The organism is Roseixanthobacter psychrophilus (genome assembly GCF_043195195.1).
GTDB lineage: Bacteria > Pseudomonadota > Alphaproteobacteria > Rhizobiales > Xanthobacteraceae > NCEH01.
Genome location: NZ_JBAFWT010000006.1, coordinates 186,012 through 212,237 on the forward strand (window position 1 = coordinate 186,012; position 26,226 = coordinate 212,237).

23 protein-coding genes are annotated in these 26,226 nt (G+C 65.2%); 16 read left to right on the forward strand and 7 right to left on the reverse strand.

Annotated features, from left to right (window positions below; translation table 11 throughout):
* Positions 1-61: 61 nt before the first annotated feature.
* Positions 62-4,975, reverse strand: coding sequence for an apolipoprotein A-IV repeat region-like domain-containing protein (locus V5F77_RS08925; protein WP_429004994.1), 4,914 nt, complete (start codon positions 4,973-4,975; stop codon positions 62-64).
* A gap of 295 nt (positions 4,976-5,270) precedes the next feature.
* Here V5F77_RS08925 and V5F77_RS08930 point away from each other — a divergent pair, with 295 nt between their 5' ends.
* From V5F77_RS08930 to V5F77_RS08940, 3 genes are all read left to right on the forward strand, one after another.
* Positions 5,271-5,591 carry a 2Fe-2S iron-sulfur cluster-binding protein gene (locus V5F77_RS08930; protein ID WP_429004995.1) on the forward strand — a complete coding sequence of 107 codons (321 nt, stop codon included), beginning with the start codon at positions 5,271-5,273 and terminating at the stop codon, positions 5,589-5,591.
* Between the two features lie 145 nt (positions 5,592-5,736).
* Positions 5,737-6,606: a glutamate racemase gene (gene murI, locus V5F77_RS08935; protein ID WP_429004996.1), complete on the forward strand. Its 870-nt coding sequence runs from the start codon at positions 5,737-5,739 to the stop codon at positions 6,604-6,606.
* 31 nt (positions 6,607-6,637) lie between these two features.
* The gene (locus V5F77_RS08940; protein WP_429005031.1) at positions 6,638-7,870 is read left to right on the forward strand and encodes a lytic murein transglycosylase; all 1,233 of its coding nucleotides are present in this window, start codon (positions 6,638-6,640) and stop codon (positions 7,868-7,870) included.
* On the opposite strand, the gene V5F77_RS08945 is transcribed toward V5F77_RS08940, so the two are convergent.
* Positions 7,825-8,580: a type 1 glutamine amidotransferase gene (locus V5F77_RS08945; protein WP_429004997.1), complete on the reverse strand. Its 756-nt coding sequence runs from the start codon at positions 8,578-8,580 to the stop codon at positions 7,825-7,827. The two genes, V5F77_RS08940 and V5F77_RS08945, sit on opposite strands and share 46 nt — an antisense overlap.
* Positions 8,581-8,861: 281 nt before the next feature.
* Between V5F77_RS08945 and rpsD the strand changes: the two genes are divergently transcribed.
* Positions 8,862-9,479, forward strand: coding sequence for a 30S ribosomal protein S4 (rpsD, locus tag V5F77_RS08950; RefSeq protein ID WP_394012340.1), 618 nt, complete (start codon positions 8,862-8,864; stop codon positions 9,477-9,479).
* 75 nt (positions 9,480-9,554) lie between these two features.
* Here rpsD and V5F77_RS08955 read toward each other — a convergent pair whose 3' ends face one another.
* The 3 genes from V5F77_RS08955 to V5F77_RS08965 all read right to left on the reverse strand — a co-directional run bounded on the left by V5F77_RS08955 (position 9,555) and on the right by V5F77_RS08965 (position 11,230).
* Entirely contained in the window at positions 9,555-10,247 is a 693-nt protein-coding gene (locus V5F77_RS08955) for an MgtC/SapB family protein (RefSeq protein ID WP_429004998.1), read from the reverse strand.
* A 63-nt stretch (positions 10,248-10,310) separates the two neighbouring features.
* On the reverse strand, positions 10,311-10,709 hold the full coding sequence (locus V5F77_RS08960) for an SH3 domain-containing protein (protein WP_429004999.1): 399 nt from the start codon (positions 10,707-10,709) through the stop codon (positions 10,311-10,313).
* Positions 10,710-10,906: 197 nt separating this feature from the next.
* Entirely contained in the window at positions 10,907-11,230 is a 324-nt protein-coding gene (locus V5F77_RS08965) for a DUF1476 domain-containing protein (RefSeq protein WP_429005000.1), read from the reverse strand.
* A 257-nt stretch (positions 11,231-11,487) separates the two neighbouring features.
* On the opposite strand from V5F77_RS08965, the gene purC reads away from it, so the two are divergent.
* From purC to grxD, 8 genes are all read left to right on the forward strand, one after another.
* The gene (gene purC / locus V5F77_RS08970) at positions 11,488-12,282 is read left to right on the forward strand and encodes a phosphoribosylaminoimidazolesuccinocarboxamide synthase (protein ID WP_348848140.1); all 795 of its coding nucleotides are present in this window, start codon (positions 11,488-11,490) and stop codon (positions 12,280-12,282) included.
* Between the two features lie 71 nt (positions 12,283-12,353).
* Complete coding sequence (purS, locus tag V5F77_RS08975) at positions 12,354-12,596, forward strand: phosphoribosylformylglycinamidine synthase subunit PurS (protein ID WP_348848102.1); 243 nt, start codon at positions 12,354-12,356, stop codon at positions 12,594-12,596.
* Between the two features lie 48 nt (positions 12,597-12,644).
* Positions 12,645-12,803: a hypothetical protein gene (locus V5F77_RS08980; RefSeq protein ID WP_429005001.1), complete on the forward strand. Its 159-nt coding sequence runs from the start codon at positions 12,645-12,647 to the stop codon at positions 12,801-12,803.
* 4 nt (positions 12,804-12,807) lie between these two features.
* Positions 12,808-13,509 carry a phosphoribosylformylglycinamidine synthase subunit PurQ gene (purQ, locus tag V5F77_RS08985; RefSeq protein WP_429005002.1) on the forward strand — a complete coding sequence of 234 codons (702 nt, stop codon included), beginning with the start codon at positions 12,808-12,810 and terminating at the stop codon, positions 13,507-13,509.
* Between the two features lie 36 nt (positions 13,510-13,545).
* A complete protein-coding gene (gene purL, locus V5F77_RS08990; protein ID WP_429005032.1) occupies positions 13,546-15,753 on the forward strand; it encodes a phosphoribosylformylglycinamidine synthase subunit PurL in 2,208 nt (735 codons plus the stop codon).
* Between the two features lie 46 nt (positions 15,754-15,799).
* Positions 15,800-16,033, forward strand: a complete 234-nt coding sequence (locus V5F77_RS08995) for a BolA family protein (protein WP_429005003.1) — start codon at positions 15,800-15,802, stop codon at positions 16,031-16,033.
* Positions 16,034-16,153: 120 nt separating this feature from the next.
* The gene (locus V5F77_RS09000) at positions 16,154-16,624 is read left to right on the forward strand and encodes a RidA family protein (RefSeq protein WP_429005004.1); all 471 of its coding nucleotides are present in this window, start codon (positions 16,154-16,156) and stop codon (positions 16,622-16,624) included.
* Between the two features lie 110 nt (positions 16,625-16,734).
* A complete protein-coding gene (gene grxD / locus V5F77_RS09005; RefSeq protein ID WP_394071810.1) occupies positions 16,735-17,073 on the forward strand; it encodes a Grx4 family monothiol glutaredoxin in 339 nt (112 codons plus the stop codon).
* A gap of 82 nt (positions 17,074-17,155) precedes the next feature.
* On the opposite strand, the gene purB is transcribed toward grxD, so the two are convergent.
* A complete protein-coding gene (gene purB, locus V5F77_RS09010; RefSeq protein WP_429005005.1) occupies positions 17,156-18,463 on the reverse strand; it encodes an adenylosuccinate lyase in 1,308 nt (435 codons plus the stop codon).
* 242 nt (positions 18,464-18,705) lie between these two features.
* Here purB and thrC point away from each other — a divergent pair, with 242 nt between their 5' ends.
* From thrC to V5F77_RS09025, 3 genes are read left to right on the forward strand one after another with little or no spacing between them, the layout of a single operon-like run.
* Positions 18,706-20,118, forward strand: a complete 1,413-nt coding sequence (gene thrC / locus V5F77_RS09015) for a threonine synthase (RefSeq protein WP_429005006.1) — start codon at positions 18,706-18,708, stop codon at positions 20,116-20,118.
* A complete protein-coding gene (locus V5F77_RS09020; protein ID WP_429005007.1) occupies positions 20,115-21,380 on the forward strand; it encodes a M16 family metallopeptidase in 1,266 nt (421 codons plus the stop codon). The genes thrC and V5F77_RS09020 overlap by 4 nt, the downstream gene beginning before the upstream one ends.
* Positions 21,381-21,413: 33 nt before the next feature.
* On the forward strand, positions 21,414-22,073 hold the full coding sequence (locus tag V5F77_RS09025; RefSeq protein ID WP_429005008.1) for a GNAT family N-acetyltransferase: 660 nt from the start codon (positions 21,414-21,416) through the stop codon (positions 22,071-22,073).
* Between the two features lie 32 nt (positions 22,074-22,105).
* Here V5F77_RS09025 and V5F77_RS09030 read toward each other — a convergent pair whose 3' ends face one another.
* Complete coding sequence (locus V5F77_RS09030) at positions 22,106-24,088, reverse strand: AsmA family protein (RefSeq protein WP_429005009.1); 1,983 nt, start codon at positions 24,086-24,088, stop codon at positions 22,106-22,108.
* 171 nt (positions 24,089-24,259) lie between these two features.
* Between V5F77_RS09030 and V5F77_RS09035 the strand changes: the two genes are divergently transcribed.
* Complete coding sequence (locus V5F77_RS09035) at positions 24,260-26,203, forward strand: acetoacetate--CoA ligase (RefSeq protein WP_429005010.1); 1,944 nt, start codon at positions 24,260-24,262, stop codon at positions 26,201-26,203.
* The last annotated feature ends 23 nt before the right edge of the window (positions 26,204-26,226 follow it).

Below are 26,226 nucleotides of genomic sequence, written 5' to 3' on the forward strand. Positions count from 1 at the left end.
AGAGGGCGGGATTGCTCCCGCCCCTGATGCCCCGCGCTCATGGATTTTGCTTGCCGCTGCCTCAGTCGAAGCGGCCCGCCGCATGGGCAAGCATGGTGTAGACCTTGCCGGTATCCGAAGTGAGATAGGTCTTGGTCAGCACATTGCCGCGGTCGTCGGCTGCCACCTGGTCCAGCAGACGCTCGAACTCGGCGACATAGCGGTCCACGATCTCGTGGAACTCGGCATCGCTACGATACTTGCGACGCAGTTCCTCGAAGGTCTGCTGCCCCTGCATCGTGTAGAGCTTGCGGGTGAACACGTTGCGCTCGCCGCGCTTGTAGCGCTCCCACAGTTCAACAGCTGCCTGATGGTCGATCATGCGGGCGATGTCCACCGAGAGCGAGTCGAGCGACTCGATGGTGTGATGATGGGGCCGGTCACGCACGGGCCGCGCCACCGGGCGCACCGGCTCCGGCTTCGGATCGAGATTCGCCTCGGCGAGATCGCCGGAGGCACGCGCCAGAAGCTCCGACAACCAGCCTTCACGGCTATTGTCCTCGGCCTGGGGCGCGCGGGGCGCGGGGCGTGGATCCTGAGTGCGTTCCGCAGCCGGCTCGGGCCGGCGCGGAGCCGGACGACGGGTCGGTTCGAACGGGCCGATGGGCGATGCCGGCGGCTCGGTGCGCGCGCGCACCGGCTGGGTCGGCTCTGACCGCAGGTCCCGCGCGGCCTCGCGCACAGGCTCGCGGCGCACTGGAGCTTCGCGGGCCGGAGCCTCACGGGCCGCAGTCTCGCGCACCGTAGTCTCGCGCGACGGCGCGGCGTCCCGCGAAACGACCCGCCCGGCGGGCGCCGCCACGTCGGCCGACTGGCCCTGCCGCGCGACGATCTCGTTCAGCTCGGCGAGCGCCTTGATCTGCTCGGCAACCGCACGCCGCATGGTGGCGGCGCTGGCCTCGGTCTCGGCCGGCAGTTCCAGGATGCCGCGCTTCATCTCCTCGCGCGCCAGCTCGATGGACTGCTGGACTTCCTGTGCCGCCCCCTTCAGTTCGCGCGCCACGTCGTTGAAGCGACGGCCAGTATCCTCGAACAGGGAGTTCACGTCGGTAAGCGCCGACTGATAGGTGCCGCGCAAGGCCTGCATCATGCGCTCGCGCTCGGCATCGGAGCCGGTGCGCATGCGTTCCATCTGGCTTTCCAGCGCCTTGGAGGAGGAGGCGGCCGAATCTGCGACGATGGCGGCAATCTCCCGGGCGCGCATCTGCGCCGCCTGGAGCGATTGCTCCAGCGTGCCATGGAAGCCCTGCAGGCGTTCGTCGAGATCCTGCACCCGCTCGGTGAGGCTGGCGCCGAGCTGCTCGATGGCGACACGGCGGTTGGTGAGGGTCTGGTCCACCTTCTCGTGGCTTTGGCCAAGCGAATCCGAGGCGGAGCGCACGAGCCGGCCCTGCTCCTCGAAGCGGTTGGTCAGGGAGGCAATCTCCTTCAGGGCGCCCTGGGTGAGGGTGCGCAGGGTCTGAACCTGCGCGTCCATCTGCCCGAGGGTGGCGCTGGCGGCGTCGCCCATGAGGCCCACCGAGCCTTCGAGCGCCTTCACCTGATCGGCGAACCCTCCCTCGAACTGGGTCAGCGAGGCCACGACATTGCCCATGGACTGCTGGAACGTCGCATTCGCCGTATTGAGCCGCGCGACGATGGCCTCCACATCGGCCTGGAGCGTGCCGTTGGTGGCGGTGATCTGGGCGACGGCCGCCTCGCCGGTGCTCTGGAGCGCCGCGAGGAAGGAGCCGCTCTTGCTGTCGATCAGGTCGGCGATCTCGTTGAGGCGCGAGCCGAGGGTGGCCGAGACGCTGTCAGCCTGGAGCGAGAGCCCCTTGCCGACATTGTCCGCGAGCTGAACCAGGTTGCGCTCCACCGTGCCGGCTTCGCTCGACAATTGCGTCGTGACGGCCTCCACGCGGCTGGCCAGGCTCTCGGCCACCGCGAGGCCGCGCTGTTCCAGCCCGTCGGTGACCTGCGCGAGGCGGCCGGTGACCAGATCCTCGATCCGCGCGACGCGCCCGTCGAGCATCGCGGCGATCTCGTCGGCGCGGCTGCCGATGGTGCGGCTGGCGAAATTGGCCCGCTCGCCAACCATGTCGCTGAGCGCGCGGCTGCGCGTGGCAAAGAAGGAGTCGAGCTGGTTCAGCGATTGGTCGAGCGCCGCATTGGTGGCCTCGGTCCCGTCGGCGAGGGTCTGCGTGATATGGGCAGTGCGCTCGGCAACCTTGTTGGCGATGCTGTCGGCCCGTTCGCCGAAGAACGCATCCAGGGATTCCAGCGACTGATCCAACGCGGCACCGGTGGCGCGGCTGCCATCGGTGAGGGTGCGGGCGATATCCGCGGTCCGGTTCGTCAGTGTCTCGCTGAGGCCGTCGGCCCGCTGCACGAAGAAGCTTTCCAGCGTGTCGAGCGACTGTTCCACCGCCGCGTGGGTGGCGCGGGTTCCCTCGCTAAGGGCGCGGGTGATTTCGGCGGTCCGGCTCGCCAGTTCCTCGCCCAAGCTCTGGCTACGCCGGGTGAAGAAGGCGTCCAGCGTCGAGAGGGAGCCGTCGAGCGCGGCCTGGCTCGCCTGCGTGCCCTCGGCAAGCACCTTGGTGATCTCGGCCGTGCGGCCGGCGAGGGTGTCGGTCAGGCGGTCGGCGCGGGCATCGATGGTCTCGGTCACGCGTGCCATGCACTGGTCGAGCGTGGCGGCAGCCGCTTCGGTGGCGGCGCCGAAGCGCTGGTCCACTTCACCGAGCGTTCCGCGCAAGGTCTGGTTGAGCGCATCGACCTGGCCGGCAATGCCGTCCACCAGGGCCGGAGCGTGCTCGCGCAGGGTGGTATCGAAGGTGGCGACGCCATCGCGCACCGCTCGCGCCATCAAGGTGCTGTCGCGCCCGATGCGCTCGGCAAGCTCGCCGCCGCGCACGGTGATCGTCTCGTCGAACGCCTTCAGGTGGCCATCGAGCATTTCCTCGATGGCTTCGCTCTTGCCGGCGATGGTCGAGACCAGCCGGTCGGCGGTCTCGCTGAAGGTCTGGGTCACCTTGCTGCCGCGCGAACCGATGGATTCGGTCACCTCGGCGCCAACCGCACCGAGGCGGTCGGTCATGTCGGTGCCGGCGCGGGTGAGGGACACGGCGATCTCGTCGCCCTTCTGCATGAGCGAGGCGGTCACCTGGACGCCGCTCTGCTCCAGCGCCTGGGCGAGGCGGTCGCCGGTGTCGGCGATGCGATCCTGCAGCGCGTCGCTCTGGGCGGCGATGGTCTCGTTGATGCGGTTGCCGGTGGTCTCGATGCGATCGACGAAATCGCCGCCATGCAGGGAGATGGTCTCGGCGACACGGGCGCCCGTCTCCTCCAGCTTGCGCACGACATCGCCGCCGCGGGTGGAGAATTCCAGCACCATGTGCTCGCCGGTGGACCGCAGCGTCTGGGTCACTTCGCCCACGCGCTGGGCGATGTCGTCGGTGATCTGGGCACCGTTGACCGCCAGCGTGTCGGTGATCGTGGCGCGGGAGGATTCGACGTTGGTATAAACCTCGTCGCTCCAGCGCGAGATCAGCAGCGACACTTCCGTGGTGGCGGACATGAGCGAGGCGCTGAGATCATCGGTGCGGGCCTTCAGCGTGCCTTCCAGCTTGTCGCTGGCCTGCGCGAGATCCTGCTCCAGCTCCGATCCGGTCACCTGCAGCCGCTCGATCACCTCGATGCTCTTGGCGCCGATGCCGTCGACCACAGCGTCGCCGACCCGTTGGAGCGTATCGACCATCTGATCGCCCTTCTCGGCGAACAGGTCGCCGGCCCGGTCGGCGGCGGCGAAGATGTTGCTCTGGACCCGGTCGGCGGCGTCGTTCATGTCGGCGACGCGGGCGGCGATATCGGCACTGATGCGGGCGCTGTTGGCCGCCAGCGTATCGGCGATGGTCGCCCGGGTGCTGTCGACGTTCGCGCTGACGTCCTCGCTCCAGCGGGAAATCATGGTGGCAAGTTCGCCACTGGAGCTGACGAGGCTGGCATTCAGCTCTTCGGTGCGGCTCTTGAGGGTGCCTTCCAGGCGCTCGCTGGAGCGGGTGAGGTTGTCGAGGATCTCTCCGCCGCGCTGCGTGAAGACGTCGGTCACCCGTTCGGCGGCGGTGAGTACGCCGTTCTGCACCCGGTCGGCGATGTCCTTGATGTCGGTGGACAGCAGGCTGTCGGCGTCCATGATGCCTTCGCGCAGGCGATCGGTGTGGATGAGGATGTTCTGGCGCTCGGCCTGCAATTCCTCGATCAGGTTGCGGATCCGGATCTCATTGCCTTCATAGGCCCGCTCGAGGATCGACACCTCGTTGCGCACGACCGCCTCCAGTTCGGCGGCGCGGGCAACGGCGCGGTCGAGGCCTTCGCCCATGGCCGCGACCTCGCGGCGCACCGCCTGGCCGACCGAGACCACAGCATCCGTGCCCAAGGATTCCGGCTGCGCGAGGCGCAGGGCCACCTCGGTCATGGAGCGGGCGATGAGCTGCAGGTCGCGCGAGCGGCGGACCATCGCCGCCATGGCGAAGAAGGCGAGGGGGGGAAGGAAAATCCCGGCGACGATCGCCAGGAGCGCCGGCGAGGCGAGAAGGCCGCTGATGCCCCCCGCTTCCGACCAGGCGACCGAGTGGGAGGCGCTCGCGTAAATGGCGCCGAAGGCGATCCAGACCACCGAGACGCCGAGCGCCCACCACAGGGGCGCCGAGGAGGAGCGGCGCTGAAGCTGGCTGAGCAACTGGCCAACGGTCTGGCGATCGTCGTTCGCCGCCCGGCGGCCGGCCACATCCACCCGTGGGCGCCGGCCCGCAGGCCTTGTATCCCGGGAGGGCGGTATCGGCCGCTCGTCGACGGGCGGCGCAACCTCCGACTCGTCGATCGGCAGCGTCAACGCTTCCTGGATCGCCGAGAGGGCGGCCTCCGTGGGATCCTGGATCTTCTTCGGGGTCTTCATGGTGGCCGTTCGCCTCTGTCGCGGGGAGGGCGGTGCCAAGCACCTTCTTCGCCCGAACTTCGCTCGAAATCGCCCGATCCAGGAGAGCAAGCGCCTTCCTGTACCAAACGGTTTACCTTACCTTATCTTAACGATGACAGGCCGGTGATTGGAACCATGCCTCGCCACACATATGAAGATATCGTTAACGAAAGCGCCGTCTTAGGTATGGCCTTGCAGATCGCCGGCCATTATAGCGCGCCTTGCGGGTATGCGCGCTGCTGCCCGCTGCGGAACCTGTGGGACTGACCAAGACATGCCGCGCATTACATTCGTTTCCTTCGACGGGATCTCGCGTACATTCACCGCGCCGGAAGGCAGTACCGCCATGGAAGTGGCGGTCCGCCATCTCGTACCGGGCATAGATGCCGAATGCGGCGGTGCCTGTTCGTGTGCGACCTGCCACGTCTATGTGGACGAAGCATGGCGCGAGGCAGTCGGCGAACCTTTGCCGATGGAAGAGGACATGCTGGATTTCGCCCGCGAGGTGCGGCCATCCTCGCGCCTGTCCTGCCAGATCGTGCTCGATGCGAAGCTCGACGGCGTCATTCTCCACACCCCCGAGGTCCAGGGCTGAGCATCAGCCGCCGCGCCTGGTCCCGCAGGCCCATGATCGCGGGGCGCCGGGTTCCCCTGCGCGCCCGTGCCGCTGCGGCCACGCTCGCTCATGCTTCATTTACGTCTCTCAGCCACATTATCGCCCGGGGCGACGAGGATACATCATGGCGAGAGCAACCGCTTCGGCCGAGAGATACGCTGCCGTGCCGTCCTTGAATTTTCATGCGCCGACCATCCTCGTGTTTGATTCCGGGCTGGGTGGGTTGTCGGTGTTCCGCGAGATCACGCGGCTGCGTCCCGATGCGCATTATGTCTATGCTGCCGACGACGCCGGCTTCCCGTACGGCGCGCTGAGCGATGCGGCGCTGTCCGAGCGCGTCTGCACGGTGATGGATACCCTGCTTCCGGCGGTACGCCCCGATATCGTGGTGATTGCCTGCAACACCGCCTCGACCCTCGCCCTGCCGGTGCTGCGCGCCCGCTACGGGGTTCCGTTCGTGGGCACGGTGCCCGCCATCAAGCCGGCCTGCGCAGCCTCGGTCTCTCGGCGCGTGAGCGTATTGGCGACGCCAGGCACGGTGCGGCGCGACTACACCAGCAGCCTGATCCGGGAATTCGCCAGTTCATGCGCGGTCTCATTGGTGCCCAGCGACCTGCTCGCAGGCATCGCTGAATCCATCATCCACGGCGTCCCGATTGAAGATTCGCAGATCCGCGCGGAAATCGCTCCATGCTTCGTGCGCGACGCGGGCGGGCGCACCGACACGGTGGTGCTGGCCTGCACCCATTATCCGCTCATCCTCGATGATCTGCGGCGGCTCGCGCCCTGGCCGGTCTCCTGGGTCGACCCGGCGCAGGCGATTGCCCGCCGCGTGGTCTCGCTGCTCGGCCCCACCGCCTTTGCCGGCAGCCCCGGACCGGTTCGTCTGGTCTCCACCGGCAATGTGCTCGACGCGACGCTGATCGCCAGCCTGGTGCAGCGGCAGGTCGAACGGCCGGAAATCTTGCAGACCCCCTTGGCTGTGGCATCCTAGCCCGCAAACAGGACATTGAACCGTGAGCCCCATGGACCGCCGCGCCTTCACGACGGGCCTCGCAGGCGCAGCTTTTGCGCTTTCCGTTGGGTCACCCGCCCATGCGCAGAGCGCCGCGCAGCCGTTTCCGGTCTGGGTGCAGAAATTCCGTGCCCGCGCCAGGGCGCGCGGCATCTCCGACGAGGTCTATGATCGCGTGTTCGCCGAGGTGGTGCCCGACAAGGGCGTCTATGCCCAGGACCGCGCGCAACCGGAATTCCAGGAAGAGACCTGGCAGTATCTCAACCGCCGCGTGTCCGACTGGCGCATCGCGACCGGCAAGAAGCGGGCGGCGGAATATGCCTCCCTGTTGACCCGCATCGAGGCCGATTTCGGCGTCGATCGCCGGATCATGCTGGGCTATTGGGGCATGGAATCGGCGTTCGGCGACGTGGTCGAGAACCCAAAACACATGAAGCCGGTGTTCAACTCCCTCTCGGCCTTGGCTTGGGGCGAACCGCGACGGCGCAAATATTGGGAAACCGAACTGCTGAACGCCCTGGTGATCGTCCAGCGCGGATGGAGCACGCCGCGCGAGATGGTCGGCTCCTGGGCGGGCGCGATGGGTCACACTCAGTGGATGCCGGAAGTCTGGCTCAACATGGGCGTGGATTACGACGGCAATGGCCGGATTTCGCCCTTTGGCAAGCCCGACGATGCGCTGGCGGGCACCGCGAACTACATCCTGAAGCGCGGCAAATACCGGCGCGGAGAGCCCTGGGGACTGGAGGCGCGGCTGCCGCCCGGCTTCAACCCATCCCTTGCCGACGGCAAAACCACCCGCACGCTGGCGGGATGGGGCGGCCTCGGGGTGACCACCATCGATGGCCAATCGCTTGCCGGATATGATGACAATGCGCGGCTCTGGCTGCCCGGCGGCAATGGCGGCCCGGCCTTGCTGCTGCTCCACAATTTCTATGCGGTCCGCTCCTATAACCCCTCGTCCAATTATGCCCTCGCGGTGGCGCACCTGGGCGATCGGGTGATGGGGGAGGGGCCTTTCGAAACGCCCTGGCCCGGTGGCGAGCGGCCTTTGACTTTGCCGGAAATCCAGGAGACCCAGCAGCGGCTGACCGCGCAGGGCTTCAACACCGGCGGGACCGACGGCCGTGTCGGGCAGGACACCATGCGCGCGGTGCGCGGGTTCCAGCAGAAAGTTGGCCTTTCCCCCGCCGACGGCTACCCCGGACTTGCCGTGCTGGAGGCGCTGCGCAAGGCACGGTGAGCCTCCACCACGGCCCGGAAGTTGCGATAGAGCCGCTCCGCCTCGGCCTTGAAGATCGGCAGCAGGTGCGCGACATCCTGTTCCAGGATCGCCTGCCCACCTTCGCCGGTGACGCTTTCAAGCGCGCAGCGATATTCATCAATGGCGCCCCATTCGGGGACCGTCTCCTCGGTCAGCTCCACATGATATTGGATGCCGAAAGCATTGGCGCCGATCTGGATCGCCTGAACCGGACAATGGGCATTGGCTGCCAGGGCAAGGGCGCCATCGGGGAGGGCGGTCACCGCCGCGCCGTGCCATTGCAAGGTGGGAAAGGACGGAGCGATGCCCGCGAACAGGGGCGAAGCCATGCCGTCGGGCGTCAAGGAAACGTCCCGGACCCCGACCTCTGCCTCCGTCATCGGGCCGACCGTGCCGCCCATGGCCACGGCCAGCAATTGATGACCGAAGCAAACCCCGAAATAGGGCCGCCCCGCCGCCACCCAATCGCGGATCGCCTGTTTTTCGGCGACCAGCCAGGGATGCTCGGCTTCCTGCCACACGTCCATGGGGCCGCCGAACGCCATCAGCGCATCATAGCCGGCGAGATCCGGTATAGCCTCGCCTGCGTCGAGTTCAATCGCCTCCCATTGAACCCCGTCGGCCTTCATGAATTCCCGGAAGCTGCCGGGATGCTCGGCGGCGGCGTGCTGAAAGACCAGGATCTTCATGTCGGCGCATTCCCGTGGCGGTGTTGCTGCGTTGCAAAATATGATGGGTGTGGGCGCCGGCAAAGCGCCAAACGTTGACAGTCCGTCATTCTGCGACTAGAAGCCCCGTTCTCGCTGGGTGAGCAATCCCCCGGCGGGAAGGCTATTTGGCGTTTCACGCACCCGTGGACCTTCGGCAGCGCGCCGCAGGACCTGTCAGTGGGTTTCGAACCTGTTCGAGAACCGCAGAGGAGGGGTCGCGATCCAAACCCAATGAAAACGAAACTAAGGATCCGCGTTACATGAGCAAGCGCATTGCGGCGAAGCACAAGATCGATCGCCGTATGGGTGAAAACATTTGGGGCCGCCCGAAGAGCCCCGTCAATCGCCGCGAATACGGCCCCGGCCAGCACGGCCAGCGCCGCAAGGGCAAGCTTTCCGACTTCGGCGTGCAGCTGCGCGCCAAGCAGAAGCTGAAGGGCTATTACGGCTCCATCGGCGAGAAGCAGTTCTACGCCGTGTATGTCGAAGCCTCCCGCCTGAAGGGCGATACCGGCGCCAATCTGATCGGCCTGCTCGAGCGTCGCCTCGATGCGGTGGTCTATCGCGCCAAGTTCGTCCCCACCGTGTTCGCCGCCCGCCAGTTCGTGAGCCACGGCCACGTCAAGGTGAACGGCCGCCGGGTCAACATCCCGTCCTACCTCGTGAAGGTCGGCGACGTGATCGAGGTGAAGGATTCCTCCAAGCAGCTCGCTCTGGTGCTGGAAGCTTCCCAGCTCGCCGAACGCGACGTGCCGGACTTCCTCGAAGTCGACCACAACAAGATGGCTGCCACCTTCGTGCGCATCCCCGAGCTCAATGAAGTGCCGTATCCGGTGCAGATGGAGCCCAATCTGGTCGTCGAATTCTATTCGCGCTGATCGAACCGATCGCGAGATTTTGGGAAAGGCCGCCTCCGGGCGGCCTTTTCTGTTTGGAGGCGCACGCAGGGAAGCTCAGACCTCCCAATCGAGCTGGAGCACCCCGGGCTTGGCGCTCAACACGTCCAGGAGCGCGGGTGCCTCCACCACGCTGCGCGCGCTCCACCACAATTGATAATGCAGTTCGCGCTGGCCGGTCACCGGCTCGATCCGCAGGGAATAATGGCGCACGCGCATCGCCGCCTGCTCAAGCAAGGCGCGTACCGCCGCCTCGGAGGGGCCGTCCCGCCCCAGCACGAGGCCAAGCTTCACCGCGCGGCCGCGCCGCATCCCCTCTTCGAGATATTTCAGGCCCCACAGGGTCAGGAGCCCGAGCCCGAGCGCCATGGCGCCCAGCTCGAACTGGCCGGCGCCGAAACACAGGCCCATCACCGTCACGTACCACAGGCTCGCCGCCGTCGTGACGCCGAGGGTGAGCCCCTCGCGATGGAGCACCGCCCCCGCGCCGATGAAGCCGACGCCGGTCAGGATGCCGAGCGGCAGGCGCATCACATCGGTCTGCACGAAGGAATCGGACGCCTTGCCGCTCAAGGTCAGCAGCAGGTTCGCGCTGATCATCGCGAGGCAGGCGGCGAGACCGACGATGATGTTGGTCCGCAGCCCCGCGGCCCGCTCCTGGGAGCCGCGATCCAGCCCAATCAGGCCGCAGGCGAGAAAGGTGCAGGCAAGGCGCAGGGCGATATCGAGCCAATCGGGATGTAGCGGCATGGACGGCTCCGGTGATGATCCGGGCCATCATAGATCACGCCGGCGCGCAGCCCGAATGGCGGCTCACCACGACCAAACGCCAAATCCGATATAGGGCCCCGGTGCCGGCGGCGGGCCGTAGAACCCCGGCGCGGGATAGTATTGCACGGGCGGCGGCGCGGCATAGATGCCCGGCCCGGCCGGGACCGGCACCGACTGCATGTAGGGCGGGGGACCGTCGAAGCCGAGATAGGCCGCCGATACGAACGCCGGGCCGCGCCAGCCGATGCTGCACCATGCGGGTGAGCAGGAGAGCACCTGCACGTTCATGCCGCGCCCGAGGGTGCCGATCACGGAATAATTCGTCCCCGGGCCGGCCCGCACGTTCAGGTCTCCGAGCACCACGGCCGAATCGGCGAGGGCGAGGGACGCTGGTGCGACGAAAACGAGCGCGGTGACAAGAACCTTAGCGAATGCCTTCATGGTTTCCGCTCCACATTCAGCGTCACGGCGGACTGCTCCGCCGGGACGACACCTGCGTTCTGCCAACCGCATCCGGAACCGCCCGGCCGGGAGGCTTCCCTTCGGTTTAGCGCCTCTGCGCCAAACCTGACCTGCGCCAAACCTGCCGCTGCGCAAAGCTTATCCCCAGCGCGAAGCGCGCCGGAGCACGCCGCGTCTCAGCCCTCCGAGCGCACTTCCAGCACGGCCTGGGCCAGGAATTCGTCCATGTTCCGGCGAATCTGGTGGTCCGAGACCTCCACGCCCTTGGCATCGAAATCGCCACGCAGCTTGCGATACACGTCTTCCTCGCCATGCTCCTCGAGATCGGAGACGACCACTTCCTTGGCATAGGCCTGGGCGTCTTCCTCGGACAGGCCGAGCTTTTCCGCCGCCCACAGACCGAGCAGCTTGTTGCGCCGCGCCACCGCCTTGAAGCGGATTTCTTCGTCGAGCGCGAATCGCTTTTCGAACCCCTCTTCGCGCTTGTCGAACGTCGTCATGGCAGCCCTCATCTTGACGTTTCCGTGACCAAGGCGGCGCCCATCAATGGACGCGCCCGTCGCGCCCCTTGAATATAGACGCGGTCATCCCAGATCAATGTGACGCAAAAGACAGGCCGCTTTGAGGCTGATGACCCAATGCGTTGTATCTGGCGCGCCAATCGGCTAGTGTTCGATCAGGCGCGTCATGTGCTGCGAAACAGCCCCTGCGCGCCCCGCCAAGGAGCGTCACCGAAAAACGGAGCCTTGGCAAACCCATGGATTTCCTCAATCGACGGTATACACCCATGAGCCGCCGCCGCCGCATTTACGAAGGCAAGGCGAAGGTCCTCTATGAAGGCCCCGAGCCTGGAACACTCATCCAGCACTTTAAGGATGATGCCACCGCCTTCAACGCTAAAAAGCATGAAGTGATTGACGGCAAGGGTGTCCTCAACAACCGGATCTCCGAGTACATATTCTCGCGGTTGAACGACATCGGAGTGCCCACGCACTTCATCCGCCGCCTGAACATGCGCGAACAGCTCATCCGCGAGGTGGAAATCATCCCGCTGGAGATCGTCGTGCGCAACGTCGCCGCCGGCTCGCTCTCGACCCGCCTCGGCATCGAGGAAGGTACCGCGCTGCCGCGTTCGATCATCGAATTCTATTATAAGAACGATGCGCTGAACGATCCGCTGGTTTCCGAGGAGCATGTCACGGCTTTCGGGTGGGCAACCACCCAGGAGATCGACGACATCATCGCCCTCGCGATCCGCGTGAACGACTTCCTGTCCGGCCTCTTCCTCGGGGTCGGGATTCGCCTGGTCGATTTCAAGATGGAATGCGGCCGGCTCTGGGAAAACGACATGATGCGCATCGTCGTCGCTGACGAGATCAGCCCCGATTCGTGCCGCCTCTGGGACGTCAAGTCGAGCGACAAGCTCGACAAGGATCGTTTCCGCCGCGACATGGGCGGCCTGGTGGAAGCCTATACCGAAGTGGCGCGCCGGCTCGGCATCATCGCCGAAAACGAGCCGATCCAGGGAACTGGACCCGTGCTCGTCAAGTGAGCTTGTGAGCTTCGACCCTAGCTGCTACGCGGGGGCCGAAAGGCCCCCGCTTCTGTTGTGAGTGATGTTCCATGAAGGCGCGCGTAATCGTCACGCTGAAATCCGCAGTGCTCGATCCCCAGGGAAAAGCCATCGAGGGCGCATTGCGTTCGCTTGGCGTCTCCGGCGTTCAGAGCGTGCGTCAGGGCAAGGTCTTCGATGTCGAATTGGCCGGCAATGACCGGGCATCGGCGGAAGGCGCCTTGAAAGAGGCCTGCGATCGCCTCCTCGCCAATACCGTCATCGAAACCTATAAGGTCGAGTTCGCAGAGTGATAGACTGTGCTGACGTCACCGGTCGCTGCTGACGAAAACGAGGGGCTCATGGCGGATCTCAAAATCGCCTGCCGCCACGATCGCAAGCCCGCCGCGCCGCTCCGGGCGTCGTGGCACCTTATTGAAACTGGTATTGTCTCCGACCCCATTTCAGCCGGCGCGGACGCATCTGCCCAAGCCCGGCTTGAACGCGCGGATATGCACTGATCCCATGAAATCAGCAGTCATTCTCTTCCCTGGATCGAACCGCGAGCGCGATGCAGCCCGTGCCTTGAAGCTCGTGGCCGGATCCAGGGTCGATATCGTCTGGCACGGCGAAAGCGAGCTGCCCAAGCACACCGACCTGGTGGTGCTGCCCGGCGGCTTCTCCTATGGCGACTATCTGCGCTGCGGCGCCATCGCCGCGCGCGCCAACATCATGGGCGCCGTGCGGGCCCATGCGGAGAAGGGCGGGCTGGTGCTCGGCATCTGCAACGGCTTCCAGATCCTCTGCGAAGCCGGTCTGCTGCCGGGGGTTCTGGTGCGCAATGCCAAGCTGCGCTTCGTGTGCCGGGAAGTGTTCCTGCGCGTGGAACGCGCGGATACGGCATTTACCCGCGCCTATCGCAAGAATGAGCTGCTGCGCATCCCCGTCGCCCACGGGGAGGGCAATTACACCGCCGACGAGGCGACCATCAAGCAATTGGAAGCGGAAGGGCGCGTCGCCTTCCGCTATGCCCGCCCCGATGGCCAGATCGACGAGGCGGATGGGCCGAACGGCGCCATCAACGGGATCGCCGGCATCTATTCCGAGAAGCTGAACGTTCTCGGCATGATGCCGCATCCGGAAAACAACATCGAGGCCCAGATCGGGCCGACCGACGGTCGGGGCCTGTTCGAAAGTCTCGCCGCTGCGCTGAAGGTGGCGGCCTAGCCGCCCGCGCCCTCGGATTGGACCGCACCCGTGAACATGATCCCCAATACCCCGCGCATCACGCCCGAACTGGTGGCCGAACATGGCCTGAAGCCGGACGAGTATCAGCGCTTCGTCGAACTGATCGGGCGCGAGCCGAGCATCACCGAGCTGGGCATCGTCTCAGCGATGTGGAACGAGCATTGCTCCTATAAGTCCTCCAAGGTGTGGCTCCGCACGCTGCCGACCACCGGCCCCCGCGTGATCCAGGGTCCGGGCGAGAATGCCGGCGTGGTTGACATCGGCGACGGCCTTGCCGTGGTGTTCAAGATGGAGAGCCACAACCACCCCTCGTTCATCGAGCCCTATCAGGGTGCGGGCACCGGCGTCGGCGGTATCCTGCGCGACGTGTTCACCATGGGCGCGCGCCCGATCGCGGCGTTGAACGCGCTGCGCTTCGGCAATTGCCACCATCCGCGCACCCGCCAGCTTCTCGCGGGCGTGGTGGCGGGCATCGGCGGCTATGGCAATTCGTTCGGCGTCCCGACCGTGGGCGGCTCCATCGGCTTCCACGGGCGCTACAACGGCAACATCCTGGTCAATGCCATGGCCGTGGGCCTCGCGAAGACCGACGAGATCTTCTATGCGGCCGCCGCCGGCGTCGGGCGCTCCATCGTCTATCTAGGCTCGAAGACCGGCCGCGACGGCATCCACGGCGCGACCATGGCCTCGGCCGAATTCGGCGCCGATGCCGAAGAGAAGCGCCCGACCGTGCAGGTCGGCGACCCGTTCGCGGAAAAGCTGCTGCTGGAAGCCTGCCTGGAGATCATGCAGGCCGGCTGCGTGGTGGCGATCCAGGACATGGGCGCCGCAGGCCTCACCTGTTCCGCGGTGGAGATGGGCGCCAAGGGCGACCTCGGCGTGGAACTCAACCTCGATGCCGTGCCGTGTCGCGAAACCGGCATGACCGCCTATGAGATGATGCTCTCCGAAAGCCAGGAGCGCATGCTCATGGTGATCGCCGACGGCAAGGAAGCCGAAGCGGAAGCCATCTTCAAGAAATGGGGCCTGGATTTCGCTGTCGTCGGCAAGACCACCGACACGCTGCGCTTCGTGGTCAAGCACAAGGGCATCGTCGAGGCGGACCTGCCGATCAAGGAACTCGGCGACGAAGCCCCCGAATACTACCGGCCCTTCAACGAGACGCCGCCGCGTCCGGTCCTCACCCCGGCCGACGTGCCGACCAGCGTGACGCTCGCCGACGCGCTGGAGCAGATGCTGTCCTCGCCCGACCTGTGCTCCAAGCGCTGGGTGTGGGAGCAATACGACCATCTCATTCTCGGCAACACCGTGCAGAAGCCGGGTGGCGATGCAGCCGTGGTGCGGGTCGAGGATGGCCCGAAGGCGCTCGCGCTGACCACCGACGTGACGCCGCGCTATTGTGAGGCCGATCCCTTCGAGGGCGGCAAGCAGGCGGTGGCCGAGGCCTGGCGCAATCTCACCGCCGTCGGCGCGACCCCGATCGCGGTCACCGACAACCTCAATTTCGGCAATCCCGAAAAGCCCGACACGATGGGCCAGTTCGTCGGCTGCGTGAAGGGCATCGGCGCGGCCTGCGAGGCCCTGGACTTCCCGGTCGTCTCGGGCAACGTCAGCCTCTACAACGAGACCAACGGCAAGGGCATCCTGCCGACCCCGACCATCGGCGGCGTCGGCTTGATCGATGACTTGTCCAAGACCATGACCCTCGCCTTCAAGGCCTCCGGCGAGCCGATCTATGTGATCGGCAAGACCGAGGGCTGGCTCGGCGCCTCGATCTATCTCAGCTTGATTTGCGAGCGGGAGGAGGGGGCGCCGCCCCCGGTGGATCTCGTGGCCGAGAAGCGCAACGGCGATTTCGTCCGGTCGCTGATCCTCGACGGGCTCGTGAGCGCGGCCCACGATGTGTCCGACGGCGGCCTGCTGGTCGCGGTCGCGGAGATGGCCATGGCCGGCAATCTCGGCGCAGCCGTGGACAGCCATTGCAACATGGCGCCCCACGCCTTCTGGTTCGGCGAGGATCAGGCGCGCTACGTGGTCACGGCCGCGCACGGCCAGGGCGGCGACATCGTGCGCCGCGCCGAAGCGGCGGGCGTTCCCATCACCAAGATCGGCAAGACCGGCGGCGACCGCTTGACCCTGCCGGGCGACCGCTCGATCTTCGTGGAAGCCTTGCGGGACCGGCACGAGACGTGGCTTCCCATCTACATGAGCTCCATGTCCTGAGTGCCGCAGGCACAGGCACCGGCGCGCCCAGCGAAGGAATAGACCCATGGCCATGGATTCGCACGACATCGAGCGGCTGATCAAGGAAGCGCTGCCCGATGCCCAGATCTCGATCGAGGATCTCGCCGGCGACGGCGATCATTATGCCGCGACCATCGTGTCCGAGGCGTTTCGCGGAAAGAGCCGCGTCCAGCAGCACCAGATGGTCTATGCCGCCCTGCAGGGCAACATGGGCGGTGTGCTGCATGCGCTGGCGCTGAAGACCTCGGTGCCTGCTTGAAATGACCGCGCATCGCGCCCGTTTCGACGCCAGTTGCATGGAAATTAATCAAACAATATCATTGACTTAATAGGGTGCATTGCGAACCATTCGGCGTTCTCTCGCGCCAAGGTTTTGCCAATGATCCGCATTGATACCCTGCTTATTTCGGCTGCTCTTGCCCTGGTCCCCGTGGCATCGTTCGCCGAGTCCCCGAATGGGGTGAAGACGCTGTCGCCCCCTGGTGCCATCAAGCCGACCGGCACATGGAACCTTGGAACGCGCGCGGGCGACTTCGTTTTCATCGCCGGCATGCGCGGCATCGATCCTGCGACCAATACCTTGGTCTCCGGTGATGAAGCGCGCGTCCGGCAGGCCTTCCTCAACATGAAGCTGATCGCGGAATCGGAAGGGGCGACGCTCCAGGATGCCGTGCGCCTCGTGGTCTATGTCACCGACATGTACCGCTTCCGGCCGATCGCTAATAAGATCCAGGAAGAGTTGTGGGGTAAGGGCCCCTATCCGCCGCGGACCATCATTGAGGTGGATCGCCTGAATCAGGACGACATCCTCGAAGTCGAGGGGACATTCTACGCCCCGGCGAAGAAATAAGTCTCGTCAGGGCAGGGATGCCCGCCGCACCCCGCCCTTGCACTTTGGCCCTTCAAGCCCGATGTTCTCGGCATGAACCGGCGTCTTCGGACCAGATCTGGACTAGAGATATGAGCATTCGCGAATTCATCGACCGTGAGGTCAAGGACAACGACGTGGTCGTGTTCATGAAGGGCACGCCGCAATTTCCCATGTGCGGCTTCTCCGGCCAGGTGGTGCAGATCCTCGATCATGTGGGCGTCGCCTATAAGGGCATCAACGTTCTCGAATCCGACGAGCTGCGCCAGGGCATCAAGGAATATGCAAGCTGGCCCACGATTCCCCAGATCTATGTGAAGGGTGAATTCCTCGGTGGCTGCGACATCGTCCGCGAGATGTTCCAGGCCGGCGAACTGATCCCGCTGTTCGAGGAAAAGGGCGTGCCAGTGCGCGACCGCGCCATCGGCTGATCCCGTCTTCCTGCTGTGGATACGAAAATGCCCGGGATCGCCCGGGCATTTTTTTATTTCGACGTCAGTGGTACGTGAAATATCAGGCGTGACCGAAGACGCGCTTGAAGATCGTATCGGCATGCTTGAGGTGGTAGCCGAGGTCGAACTTCTCGTTGATGTCGTCTTCGCTGAGATAATGGCGAACATCTGCATCATTCAGCAGAAATCCGCGGAAATCTCCCTCACCTCGCCAGACTTTCATGGCGTTCTTCTGCACCAGCCGGTAGGCGTCCTCGCGACTCGCGCCCTTCTGGGTGAGCGCAAGGAGCACCCGCTGGGAGTGGATGAGGCCACCCAGCTTGTCCATGTTGCGTTGCATATTGTCCACATGCACCACCAGCTTGTCGACCACACCGGCAAGCCGGGCGAGAGCGAAATCAAGGGTTACGGTGGCATCAGGCCCGATCATCCGCTCGACGGAGGAATGGGAAATGTCCCGCTCGTGCCAGAGCGCCACATTCTCCATCGCCGGCAGCGCATAGGCCCGTACCATACGGGCGAGGCCCGTGAGATTCTCGGTCAGCACCGGATTGCGCTTGTGCGGCATGGCCGAGGACCCCTTCTGGGCCTCGGAGAAATATTCTTCCGCCTCAAGCACTTCGGTGCGCTGGAGATGGCGGATCTCGGTGGCCAGCCGCTCCACGGAGGAGGCGATGACACCGAGCGTCGCGAAGAACATGGCATGGCGGTCGCGCGGGATCACCTGGGTGGAGACGGTCTCCACCGTGAGACCCATCTTGGCCGCCACATGCTCCTCAACCCTCGGATCGATATGGGCAAACGTCCCGACCGCCCCGGAAATGGCGCAGGTCGCGATCTCGGCCCGCGCCGCCACCAGCCGCACACGGGCGCGCTGGAACTCCGCATGGGCGATGGCCAGCTTGATGCCGAAGGTGGTCGGCTCGGCATGGATGCCGTGCGACCGGCCCACGGTGGGGGTCAATTTGTGTTCGAACGCCCGCCGTTCCAGCACTGCCAACAGGTGGTCGACGTCAGCAATCAGCAGGTCGGAGGCCCGCGCCAACTGGACCGCAAGGCAGGTGTCCAGCACGTCTGATGAGGTCATGCCCTGGTGGACGAAGCGCGCTTCCGGGCCGACAATTTCGGACAAATGGGTGAGGAAGGCGATGACGTCATGCTTCACTTCGCGCTCGATGGCGTCGATGCGGTCCACGTCGAACTGCGCCTTGCCCCCCAATTCCCAAATCTTGGCCGCCGCCTCCTTGGGCACAATGCCCAGTTCGGCCATGGCGTCAGCGGCATGGGCCTCGATCTCGAACCAGATGCGGAAACGCGCTTCGGGGGACCAGAGGTCGGCCATTTCGGGGCGGCTATAGCGGGGGATCATCGCGGCGCTCTTTTCGTTGGCGGCAAGCCGAGCCCTGTATCAGATCGATGCCGCTTGCGGTAGCACCGGCTGCGGGCCTCATGTGTGCTCAATTGCATGGCGCAGACGCGACGGGCTGGCCTCGCCGGCCAATGCCGGATAAGACGCGGCAACAAGATGGGCCAGGATTGGCGCGTCTTCCCGCAGCGGCGTTGCGGGGTTAGGTTGGGCGCGTCCGCGGACGCCGGTGCCGGAGAACGTTTGTGCTTTACGTGTCCACGCGCGGCGAGGCGCCGCCTTTGTCCTTCGCCGATGCCTTGCTCGCAGGCCTCGCCCGCGACGGCGGCCTTTATGTGCCGGAGAGCTGGCCGACGATTAGCGCCGACGAAATCGCGGCGCTGGCAGGCCGGCCCTATGCCGAGGTCGCGCGCAGGATCATCTCGCCCTTCGTTGCCGGCGCTATTCCCCAGGCGGCGCTCGATCTGATGATCGAGGACGCGTATCGCAATTTCCGCCACCCGGCCACCACGCCCCTAGTGCAGCTTGGCCCCAACCGGTTCGTGCTGGAGCTGTTTCATGGCCCCACCTTGGCTTTCAAGGACGTGGCCATGCAGTTGCTTTCGCGGCTCATGGACCATGTCCTGTCCGCCCGTGGGGCGCGCGCGACCATCGTCGGGGCGACATCCGGCGACACCGGCAGCGCCGCCATCGAGGCGTTCCGTCATTCCGATGCTGTGGATGTCTTCATCCTCTATCCTCACAACCGCGTGTCGGAGGTTCAGCGCCGCCAGATGACCGGCGTCGGCGCCCATAACGTCCATGCCATTGCGGTCGAAGGCACGTTCGACGATTGCCAGGCCCTGGTGAAGGGCATGTTCAACCATCACGGCTTCCGCGATCGCATGGCGCTTGCTGGGGTGAATTCCATCAATTGGGCGCGTATCGTCGCGCAGGTGGTCTATTATTTCTATGCGGCCACCGCCCTTGGCGCTCCGGCGCGGGAAGTGTCCTTCGTCGTGCCCACGGGCAATTTCGGCGATATCCTTGCGGGCTGGGTGGCAAAGCGCATGGGCCTGCCGATCCACGATCTGACCATCGCAACCAATGTGAACGACATCCTCGCCCGCACCCTGGAAAGCGGACGCTACGAGGTGCGCGGCGTGCTGCCTTCGTCCTCGCCGTCCATGGACATTCAAGTCTCGTCGAACTTCGAACGCGTCCTGTTCGAGGCGCTCAACCGCGATTCTGAGGCACTGCGCCAGTTGATGGCCTCGCTCAGTCAATCCGGCGCCTTCACCCTGCCGCATGACGCCCAGGCCAGCATCTGCGGAGACTTCTCCGCCGGCCGGGCGGACGAGCCGGAGACGCTGGCAACCATTACCCGTACTTATCGCGAAGCCGATTATGTCATTGACCCGCACACCGCCGTGGCACTCGCTGTGGCTGACAAGGTGGAGCATAGTCCCCGTATTCCCCAGGTGATCCTCTCCACCGCCCATCCCGCCAAATTTCCCGACGTCGTCGAGGCAGCCACCGGCAAGCGTCCGCCGCTGCCCCCCCACATGGCGGACCTGATGACCCGCAAGGAGAAGACCACCATTCTGCCCAACGACCTCGCGGCCATCGAAAGCTTCATCTCCTGCCATTCCCGCATCACCTCGGGTGCCGCGGCATGAGCGTGACGCGGACCACCCTCGACAACGGAATCACCGTCATCTCCGATCCCATGCCGCATCTCGGCACGGTGTCGCTCGGCATCTGGGTCGGGGCAGGGGCGCGGGACGAGCGGGAGGACGAGCACGGCATCTCCCATTTGCTCGAACACATGGCCTTCAAGGGCACGCGCCGCCGCTCGGCGCGCCGGATCGCGGAGGAGATCGAGCAGGTCGGCGGCGACATCAATGCCGCGACCTCCGTCGAGCACACCTCCTACAATGTCCGCGTGCTGGGCGAGGATCTGGGGCTGGGCCTCGACATCCTCGCCGATATCCTGACCGAGCCGGCCTTTGCCCCGGAAGAGCTGGTGCGCGAGCAGAATGTGATCGTCCAGGAAATCGGCGCGGTGCAGGATACCCCCGACGATCTCGTGTTCGACCTGTTTCAGGAGCGCGCCTTTCCCGATCAGGCCATCGGACGCTCCATCCTCGGCACGCCGGAAACGGTGCGCGGCTTCAATCCGGCCGGGCTTGGCACTTATCTCGCGCGCAGCTATCGCGGCCCGCGCATGGTGGTTTCCGCTTCCGGTGCGGTGGATCACGCACAATTGGTGCAAGAAGCCGCCCAGCGCCTTCGCTCCGTCGGTCCGGGACAAAAGCCAGCGACGCCACTTGCTGCCTATGGCGGCGGCACCGTGCTGACGCCGCGCGATCTGGAGCAGGTCCATATCGTGCTCGGCCTGGAGGGGCGCTCCTATACCGATCCTGGCTATCACGCGCTGCAAGTGCTCACCAATGTGCTCGGCGGCGGCATGTCCTCGCGCCTGTTCCAGGAAGTGCGTGAATCCCGGGGCCTTTGCTATTCCATCTATGCCTTCCACTGGGCCTATGCGGACACCGGCCTGTTCGGCGTCTATGCCGGCACCGATCTGGCTGATGTGGGCGAACTGACCGATGTGGTCATCGACGAACTGATGGCCTTGTCGGAGGGCGCGAGCGAGGTCGAGGTCAGTCGGGCAAAGGCACAGATGAAGGTGGGCGTCCTCACGGCACAGGAAAGCTCCGGCGCACGGGCCGACCAGGCTGCACGACAGATCCTTGGTTTCGACCGGATCATCCCGGTCGAGGAGATCGTTGCGAAGATCGAGGCGGTCACCGTGGACAGTGTTCGGGCCAGCGCCCGCGACCTGCTGGCCCACGCGCGCCCCACGCTTTCAGCCATCGGCCCCGGCAAAGGACTTGAACCCGCAGCGCGGGTGGTGGAACGTTTGGTGATGCGGTGACGCGGGTCACCCCTCGCTCTGGCGGGATCGGGCATGTGGCTGTTCAATTCTGTGTTTGAGCAAAGCGTCCTGCCCGCCATCATGGGCGAGGGCGTTTATTTGCGTGTGCCGCAGATGCGCGATTTCGAAGCCTGGCAGGCGTTGCGCGAGGAAAGCCGCGCGTTTCTCACCCCCTGGGAGCCGCTCTGGCCCGCCGATGACCTGACCAAGGGCGCCTTCCGGCACCGCCTGCGCCGCTATGCCCGCGACATGCAGCGCGATGAAGCCTACCCGCTGTTCGTCTTCCGCACGGGCGACGATGTGCTTCTGGGTGGCCTGACCTTGTCCAATGTTCGGCGCGGTGTGTGTCAGGCAGCGAGCCTCGGCTATTGGATGGGCGCGCGATATGCGGGGCAGGGGTATATGACGGCGGCTGTCTCCGCGGTGGTTCCCGTGGCGTTCGATGTCCTGCACCTGCGCCGCATCGAAGCCGCGTGCATGACCAACAACTCAGCTTCGATTAAGCTGCTTCAGCGGGTCGGATTCGTGCGCGAGGGCTATGCGCGGGAGTATCTCTGCATCAACGGCGTCTGGGAGGACCATTTCCTCTTCGCGCGCCTGCGGAGCGACGTGGCGGGATTTGCCCCATTGCGGGCGATGGAGGTGGTTTCCCTGCGCCCGGTCGAGCCCACGGCGTCTCGCGTCCCGCGATAGGCAGAGCCTCGGGACGGGGCTGGAGAAATCCCTCAGTTGCCTGGAGCGCGAACGGGGGAGGGCTTGGCCAATTGTTCGATCACCGACCGCACGGCGGCTTCGCCGGAGCCGCGCGCCCGCACGGCGTCCAGCAGCGGCTGTGCGGCGCCCGAGCGGCGAATCAGGCTTTGCGGGTCGATCATCACATCGGGCCGGTTCCAGGCGCCCTGGACCAGGAACGGAAGATCGAACGCCAACTGATCGCCGCCCGAAGGAAGCATCAGAGCCGCCTTTCCGTGAAGATCCAACTCGCGGAGCACCACAGAAACGGTTCCGCCCACGTTCACGCGGACCTGCTTCGCCTCTAGCCGTCCCTCATCCACGAAGGCCATGCCCTTGGAGATCGAGAATTTGGCGGCCAGCGAATCGTAGGCGGTGCGGCCGCCACGCATCTCGCCGCCGCCCGCGGACAGCGGTCGCTGCTCGATGCGCTTGAGCACCTGGGCCACATCTAGGCCCACGACTGCACCGGCCTTGCCGGACAATGCCACCTGACCCTGAAGGCTCTGCGCCACTTCGAAGATGCTGTTGCCCGATCCTTCCAGCAGCAATTGGAGGTCGCCCTTGCCTTCGAGCTTGCGCAGGCCGGCGAGATCGTCGAGCGCCTGGTCCAGGGCGACGTCCTTTGCATCACCTTCCAAATGCACGAGAACACCCGACGCGGCGTCAGGGCGCGGCGCTAAGGCCAGCGACGCCCGCACCGAGCCTCCCCAGGCTTGTACATTACCAAGAGCCAGCACCAGCCGGCCGGCCCGCAAGGTGGCGCTGGTGGCGACACGCTCAAAGGTGCGATCCTCGGTCCGCACGGTTCCCGCGGACAGGCGCAGATCCACGTCCACCGCCTTCAATCCCTCAGTGGAAAGCGCACCGTGGTCCCAATTGCTCCCGCTGTCGTCGGTGAGGATCAGCCGTCCATAAGGCGTGATGTTCAAGGCATCGGCGGCGAAAGTTCCCTGGATCGAGGGACGAGGGCCGTCGAGCTTGATCGAAAGGGCGCCGTCGCTGCGATTGCCGTCCAGTTCCGCATTCGCCGGCGTGAGCGAAATTTCGTTGCGATTTGCCGAGACTTTGCCGGAGAACGAAAAATGCCCGAAGCCTCCCGAGGTCGGAGCCGGAAATTCGACCCAATCGAGAAGACCGCGCAGCGCGCTGGTTTCCCCCGAGGCATCACCCAACAGTGTGGGCGAGGAACCGCCGGCCGCAAGGCCGCGAAACCTGACCCAGGACGAGTCGGTCGACAGGTCGAGGCGACTTTCACTACCGCGGCCAGCAAGGAAGGCGGCCGCGTCGGCAATCGCGATGCGCCCGTCGACCTGACGGTCGCGCCATGTGAATGCGAGGGTCGCGGCCAACGCATTGCCGCCGGACGAGCGCTCCAGCGATACATCGATATCGCTGATCAATTCCTGCGTTAGACCTTCACGACTGCGCATGGCGATGGTGCCGCCGCGCAGGCGCAGCTCCGGTACATCGTCCCCCCCGACCAGCGGAGACAGGCTGAACGAACTTGGGATCCGTTTTCCCGTCACCAACAGGGTGGGACGAAGCAGTGTAATATCGGCCACTTCCATCCGGCCCAAAAGCAAAGGCAGGATACGCAACCGGGCGACCGCGCCCTCGGCATCGAAGGTGGCGCCGTCGTCCAATGAAACCGTGAATTTGCCGAGAATCAGACGCGGCGAGGGCAGCAGGGCCACGCCCGGCTCGCCGCTGCTGACATCACCCTCCGCGATGTGTGCCACCCGGCCGGTGGCACGCAACAGAGCATCGCTCGCGAGACGACGCACCTCGGTCGAGGGTAGCAGAGCGGGAACCAGAACCATTGCTGCGACGCATGCCGCCGCGAGCACACATGCGGTCGCGGCCAGAATCAACATCACCCGACGGGCCGTTGCGCCGAAATTCACCACGTAATCATCCGGTCTTTCGGGTTTGGGACTGGGCTCGTGCCGCACCGAGCCGGAAGCTTCTATCATTTCTCCCGAGTGGCGGGGACATTCTTCGCGGTCTGTGTCGGTTTGATGGCTGCACCTCTGCGATCGACCGCTAGCAGGCAGCCTATCCAGGGGTTATGTCTTAGCCAGCACCGCAGCGCCGTGGCACGCGGCGGGAAAGTCAGGGAGGGCCTCGTGACTCAAAGGGAACACATGCTGTGGAAACCGGATGCCGAGCGGGTCGCTCGCACCCATGTCACCGCCCTCATTGGCGCGGTGAACAGCAAGCACAGTCAGGCACTTGGCTCTTATGCCGATCTGCACGCCTGGAGCATCGCCAATCCGGCCGAGTTCTGGGACATGGTGTGGGACGACTGCGCCATCATCGGTGACAAGGGGCACGAGCGGCTCGTGAACGGCGAAAAGATGCCGGGCGCTCAGTTCTTTCCCGACGCGAAGTTGAATTTTGCTGAAAACCTTCTGCGCACACGCGGAAGCGAGACCGCGATCGTATTCCGCGGAGAGGACAAGGTGCAGAAGCGCCTGAGCTTCGATGAACTCTATGCGCTGACCGCACGCATCCAACAGGCACTGAAGGCAGAGGGCGTCGGGGTCGGCGACCGGATCGCGGCGATGATGCCGAATATGCCCGAAACCGTCGCAATCATGCTGGCGGCAACCTCGCTCGGTGCGATCTTCTCTTCCTGTTCGCCCGATTTCGGCGAGCGCGGCGTGCTTGACCGGTTCGGCCAGATCGAACCAAAGGTGTTCTTCGCCTGCGACGGTTATTGGTACAATGGCAAGCGCGTCGATATCGGCGACAAGCTGATCCAGGTGGCGGCGGGATTGCCCTCGGCCCAGAAGGTGGTCATCGTCCCCTATCTGGAATGTGCCGAGGAGGTCGCGGCGAAGCTGCCGCGCGCCACGACCCTCCCTGCGTTCATCGCCCCCTTCGCCGAGGGTGAGGTGACGTTTGAGCGCGTGCCGTTCAACCAGCCGCTCTATATCGCCTTTTCCTCCGGCACTACCGGCGTACCCAAGTGCATCGTCCACGGGGTGGGCGGTACGCTGCTGCAGCATCTCAAGGAACACCGCTACCAGTGCGATCTGAACGCCGGCGACCGGATGTTCTACTTCAGCACCTGCGGGTGGATGATGTGGAATTGGCTTGTGTCGGGCCTCGGCATCGGCGCCACCCTATGCCTGTTCGACGGCTCGCCGTTCGCCCCGAATCCGCAAGTTCTGTTCGATTATGCGCAGGCCGAAAAGTTCACCTTGTTCGGTACCTCAGCGAAATACATCGATTCCCTGCACAAGGAAGGCGTGCGGCCATGTGAGACGCACGATCTGTCCTCTGTTCGCCTGATCACCTCGACCGGCTCGCCGCTGGCCCCGGAGGGCTTCGAATACGTCTACGACGCCATCAAGAAGGACGTGCACCTCGCGTCCATCTCCGGCGGCACGGATATCATCTCCTGCTTCGTGCTCGGCGATCCCACCTCTCCGGTTTGGGCAGGGGAAATCCAGGCGGCCGGCCTCGGCATGGCCGTGGACGTGTGGTCGGAGGACGGCGTTCCGGTGCGCCAGGAACGGGGCGAACTGGTCTGCACCAAGCCCTTCCCCTCGATGCCCGTGAAGTTCTGGAACGATCCGGACGGGGCAAAGTATCACGCAGCCTATTTCGATCGCTTCCCCAACATCTGGTGCCATGGCGACTTTGCCATGTGGACCGAGCATGGCGGCATCATCATCCTCGGCCGCTCCGACGCGACCCTCAATCCGCAGGGCGTTAGAATCGGCACCGCCGAGATCTATGCCCAGGTGGAGCAGGTCCCCGAGGTGATGGAATCCGTCGCCATCGGCCAGGACTGGGACAATGACGTTCGCGTCGTCCTGTTCGTCCGGCTGCGGGACGGCCTCAAGCTGGACGACGCCCTTATCAGCCGCATCAAGGGGCAGATCCGCACCGGCGCGAGCCCACGTCACGTTCCGGCCAAGGTGGTGCAGGTGGATGACATCCCCCGCACGCGCTCCGGCAAGATCACCGAACTGGCCGTGCGCGAGATCGTCCATGGCCGGCCGGTGAAGAACACCGATGCCCTGGCCAATCCCGAGGCCCTGTTCCAGTATCAGGATCTCTTGAGCCTGCGGAGCTGAATGAGACGCGTACCGCGGGAGAT

Coding starts and splice junctions, on each gene's coding strand:
- V5F77_RS09030 (WP_429005009.1), bottom strand. CDS start 24,088: ATGATAGAAGCTTCCGGCTCGGTGCGGCACGAGCCCAGTCCCAAACCC.
- murI (WP_429004996.1), top strand. CDS start 5,737: ATGGCGAGAGCAACCGCTTCGGCCGAGAGATACGCTGCCGTGCCGTCC.
- V5F77_RS08940 (WP_429005031.1), top strand. CDS start 6,638: ATGGACCGCCGCGCCTTCACGACGGGCCTCGCAGGCGCAGCTTTTGCG.
- rpsD (WP_394012340.1), top strand. CDS start 8,862: ATGAGCAAGCGCATTGCGGCGAAGCACAAGATCGATCGCCGTATGGGT.
- V5F77_RS08925 (WP_429004994.1), bottom strand. CDS start 4,975: ATGAAGACCCCGAAGAAGATCCAGGATCCCACGGAGGCCGCCCTCTCG.
- purB (WP_429005005.1), bottom strand. CDS start 18,463: ATGATCCCCCGCTATAGCCGCCCCGAAATGGCCGACCTCTGGTCCCCC.
- grxD (WP_394071810.1), top strand. CDS start 16,735: ATGAGCATTCGCGAATTCATCGACCGTGAGGTCAAGGACAACGACGTG.
- purS (WP_348848102.1), top strand. CDS start 12,354: ATGAAGGCGCGCGTAATCGTCACGCTGAAATCCGCAGTGCTCGATCCC.
- V5F77_RS09020 (WP_429005007.1), top strand. CDS start 20,115: ATGAGCGTGACGCGGACCACCCTCGACAACGGAATCACCGTCATCTCC.
- V5F77_RS08995 (WP_429005003.1), top strand. CDS start 15,800: ATGGCCATGGATTCGCACGACATCGAGCGGCTGATCAAGGAAGCGCTG.
- purC (WP_348848140.1), top strand. CDS start 11,488: ATGGATTTCCTCAATCGACGGTATACACCCATGAGCCGCCGCCGCCGC.
- V5F77_RS08960 (WP_429004999.1), bottom strand. CDS start 10,709: ATGAAGGCATTCGCTAAGGTTCTTGTCACCGCGCTCGTTTTCGTCGCA.
- V5F77_RS09025 (WP_429005008.1), top strand. CDS start 21,414: ATGTGGCTGTTCAATTCTGTGTTTGAGCAAAGCGTCCTGCCCGCCATC.
- V5F77_RS08930 (WP_429004995.1), top strand. CDS start 5,271: ATGCCGCGCATTACATTCGTTTCCTTCGACGGGATCTCGCGTACATTC.
- purL (WP_429005032.1), top strand. CDS start 13,546: ATGATCCCCAATACCCCGCGCATCACGCCCGAACTGGTGGCCGAACAT.
- V5F77_RS08945 (WP_429004997.1), bottom strand. CDS start 8,580: ATGAAGATCCTGGTCTTTCAGCACGCCGCCGCCGAGCATCCCGGCAGC.
- V5F77_RS08980 (WP_429005001.1), top strand. CDS start 12,645: ATGGCGGATCTCAAAATCGCCTGCCGCCACGATCGCAAGCCCGCCGCG.
- V5F77_RS09035 (WP_429005010.1), top strand. CDS start 24,260: ATGCTGTGGAAACCGGATGCCGAGCGGGTCGCTCGCACCCATGTCACC.
- purQ (WP_429005002.1), top strand. CDS start 12,808: ATGAAATCAGCAGTCATTCTCTTCCCTGGATCGAACCGCGAGCGCGAT.
- V5F77_RS08965 (WP_429005000.1), bottom strand. CDS start 11,230: ATGACGACGTTCGACAAGCGCGAAGAGGGGTTCGAAAAGCGATTCGCG.
- V5F77_RS08955 (WP_429004998.1), bottom strand. CDS start 10,247: ATGCCGCTACATCCCGATTGGCTCGATATCGCCCTGCGCCTTGCCTGC.
- V5F77_RS09000 (WP_429005004.1), top strand. CDS start 16,154: ATGATCCGCATTGATACCCTGCTTATTTCGGCTGCTCTTGCCCTGGTC.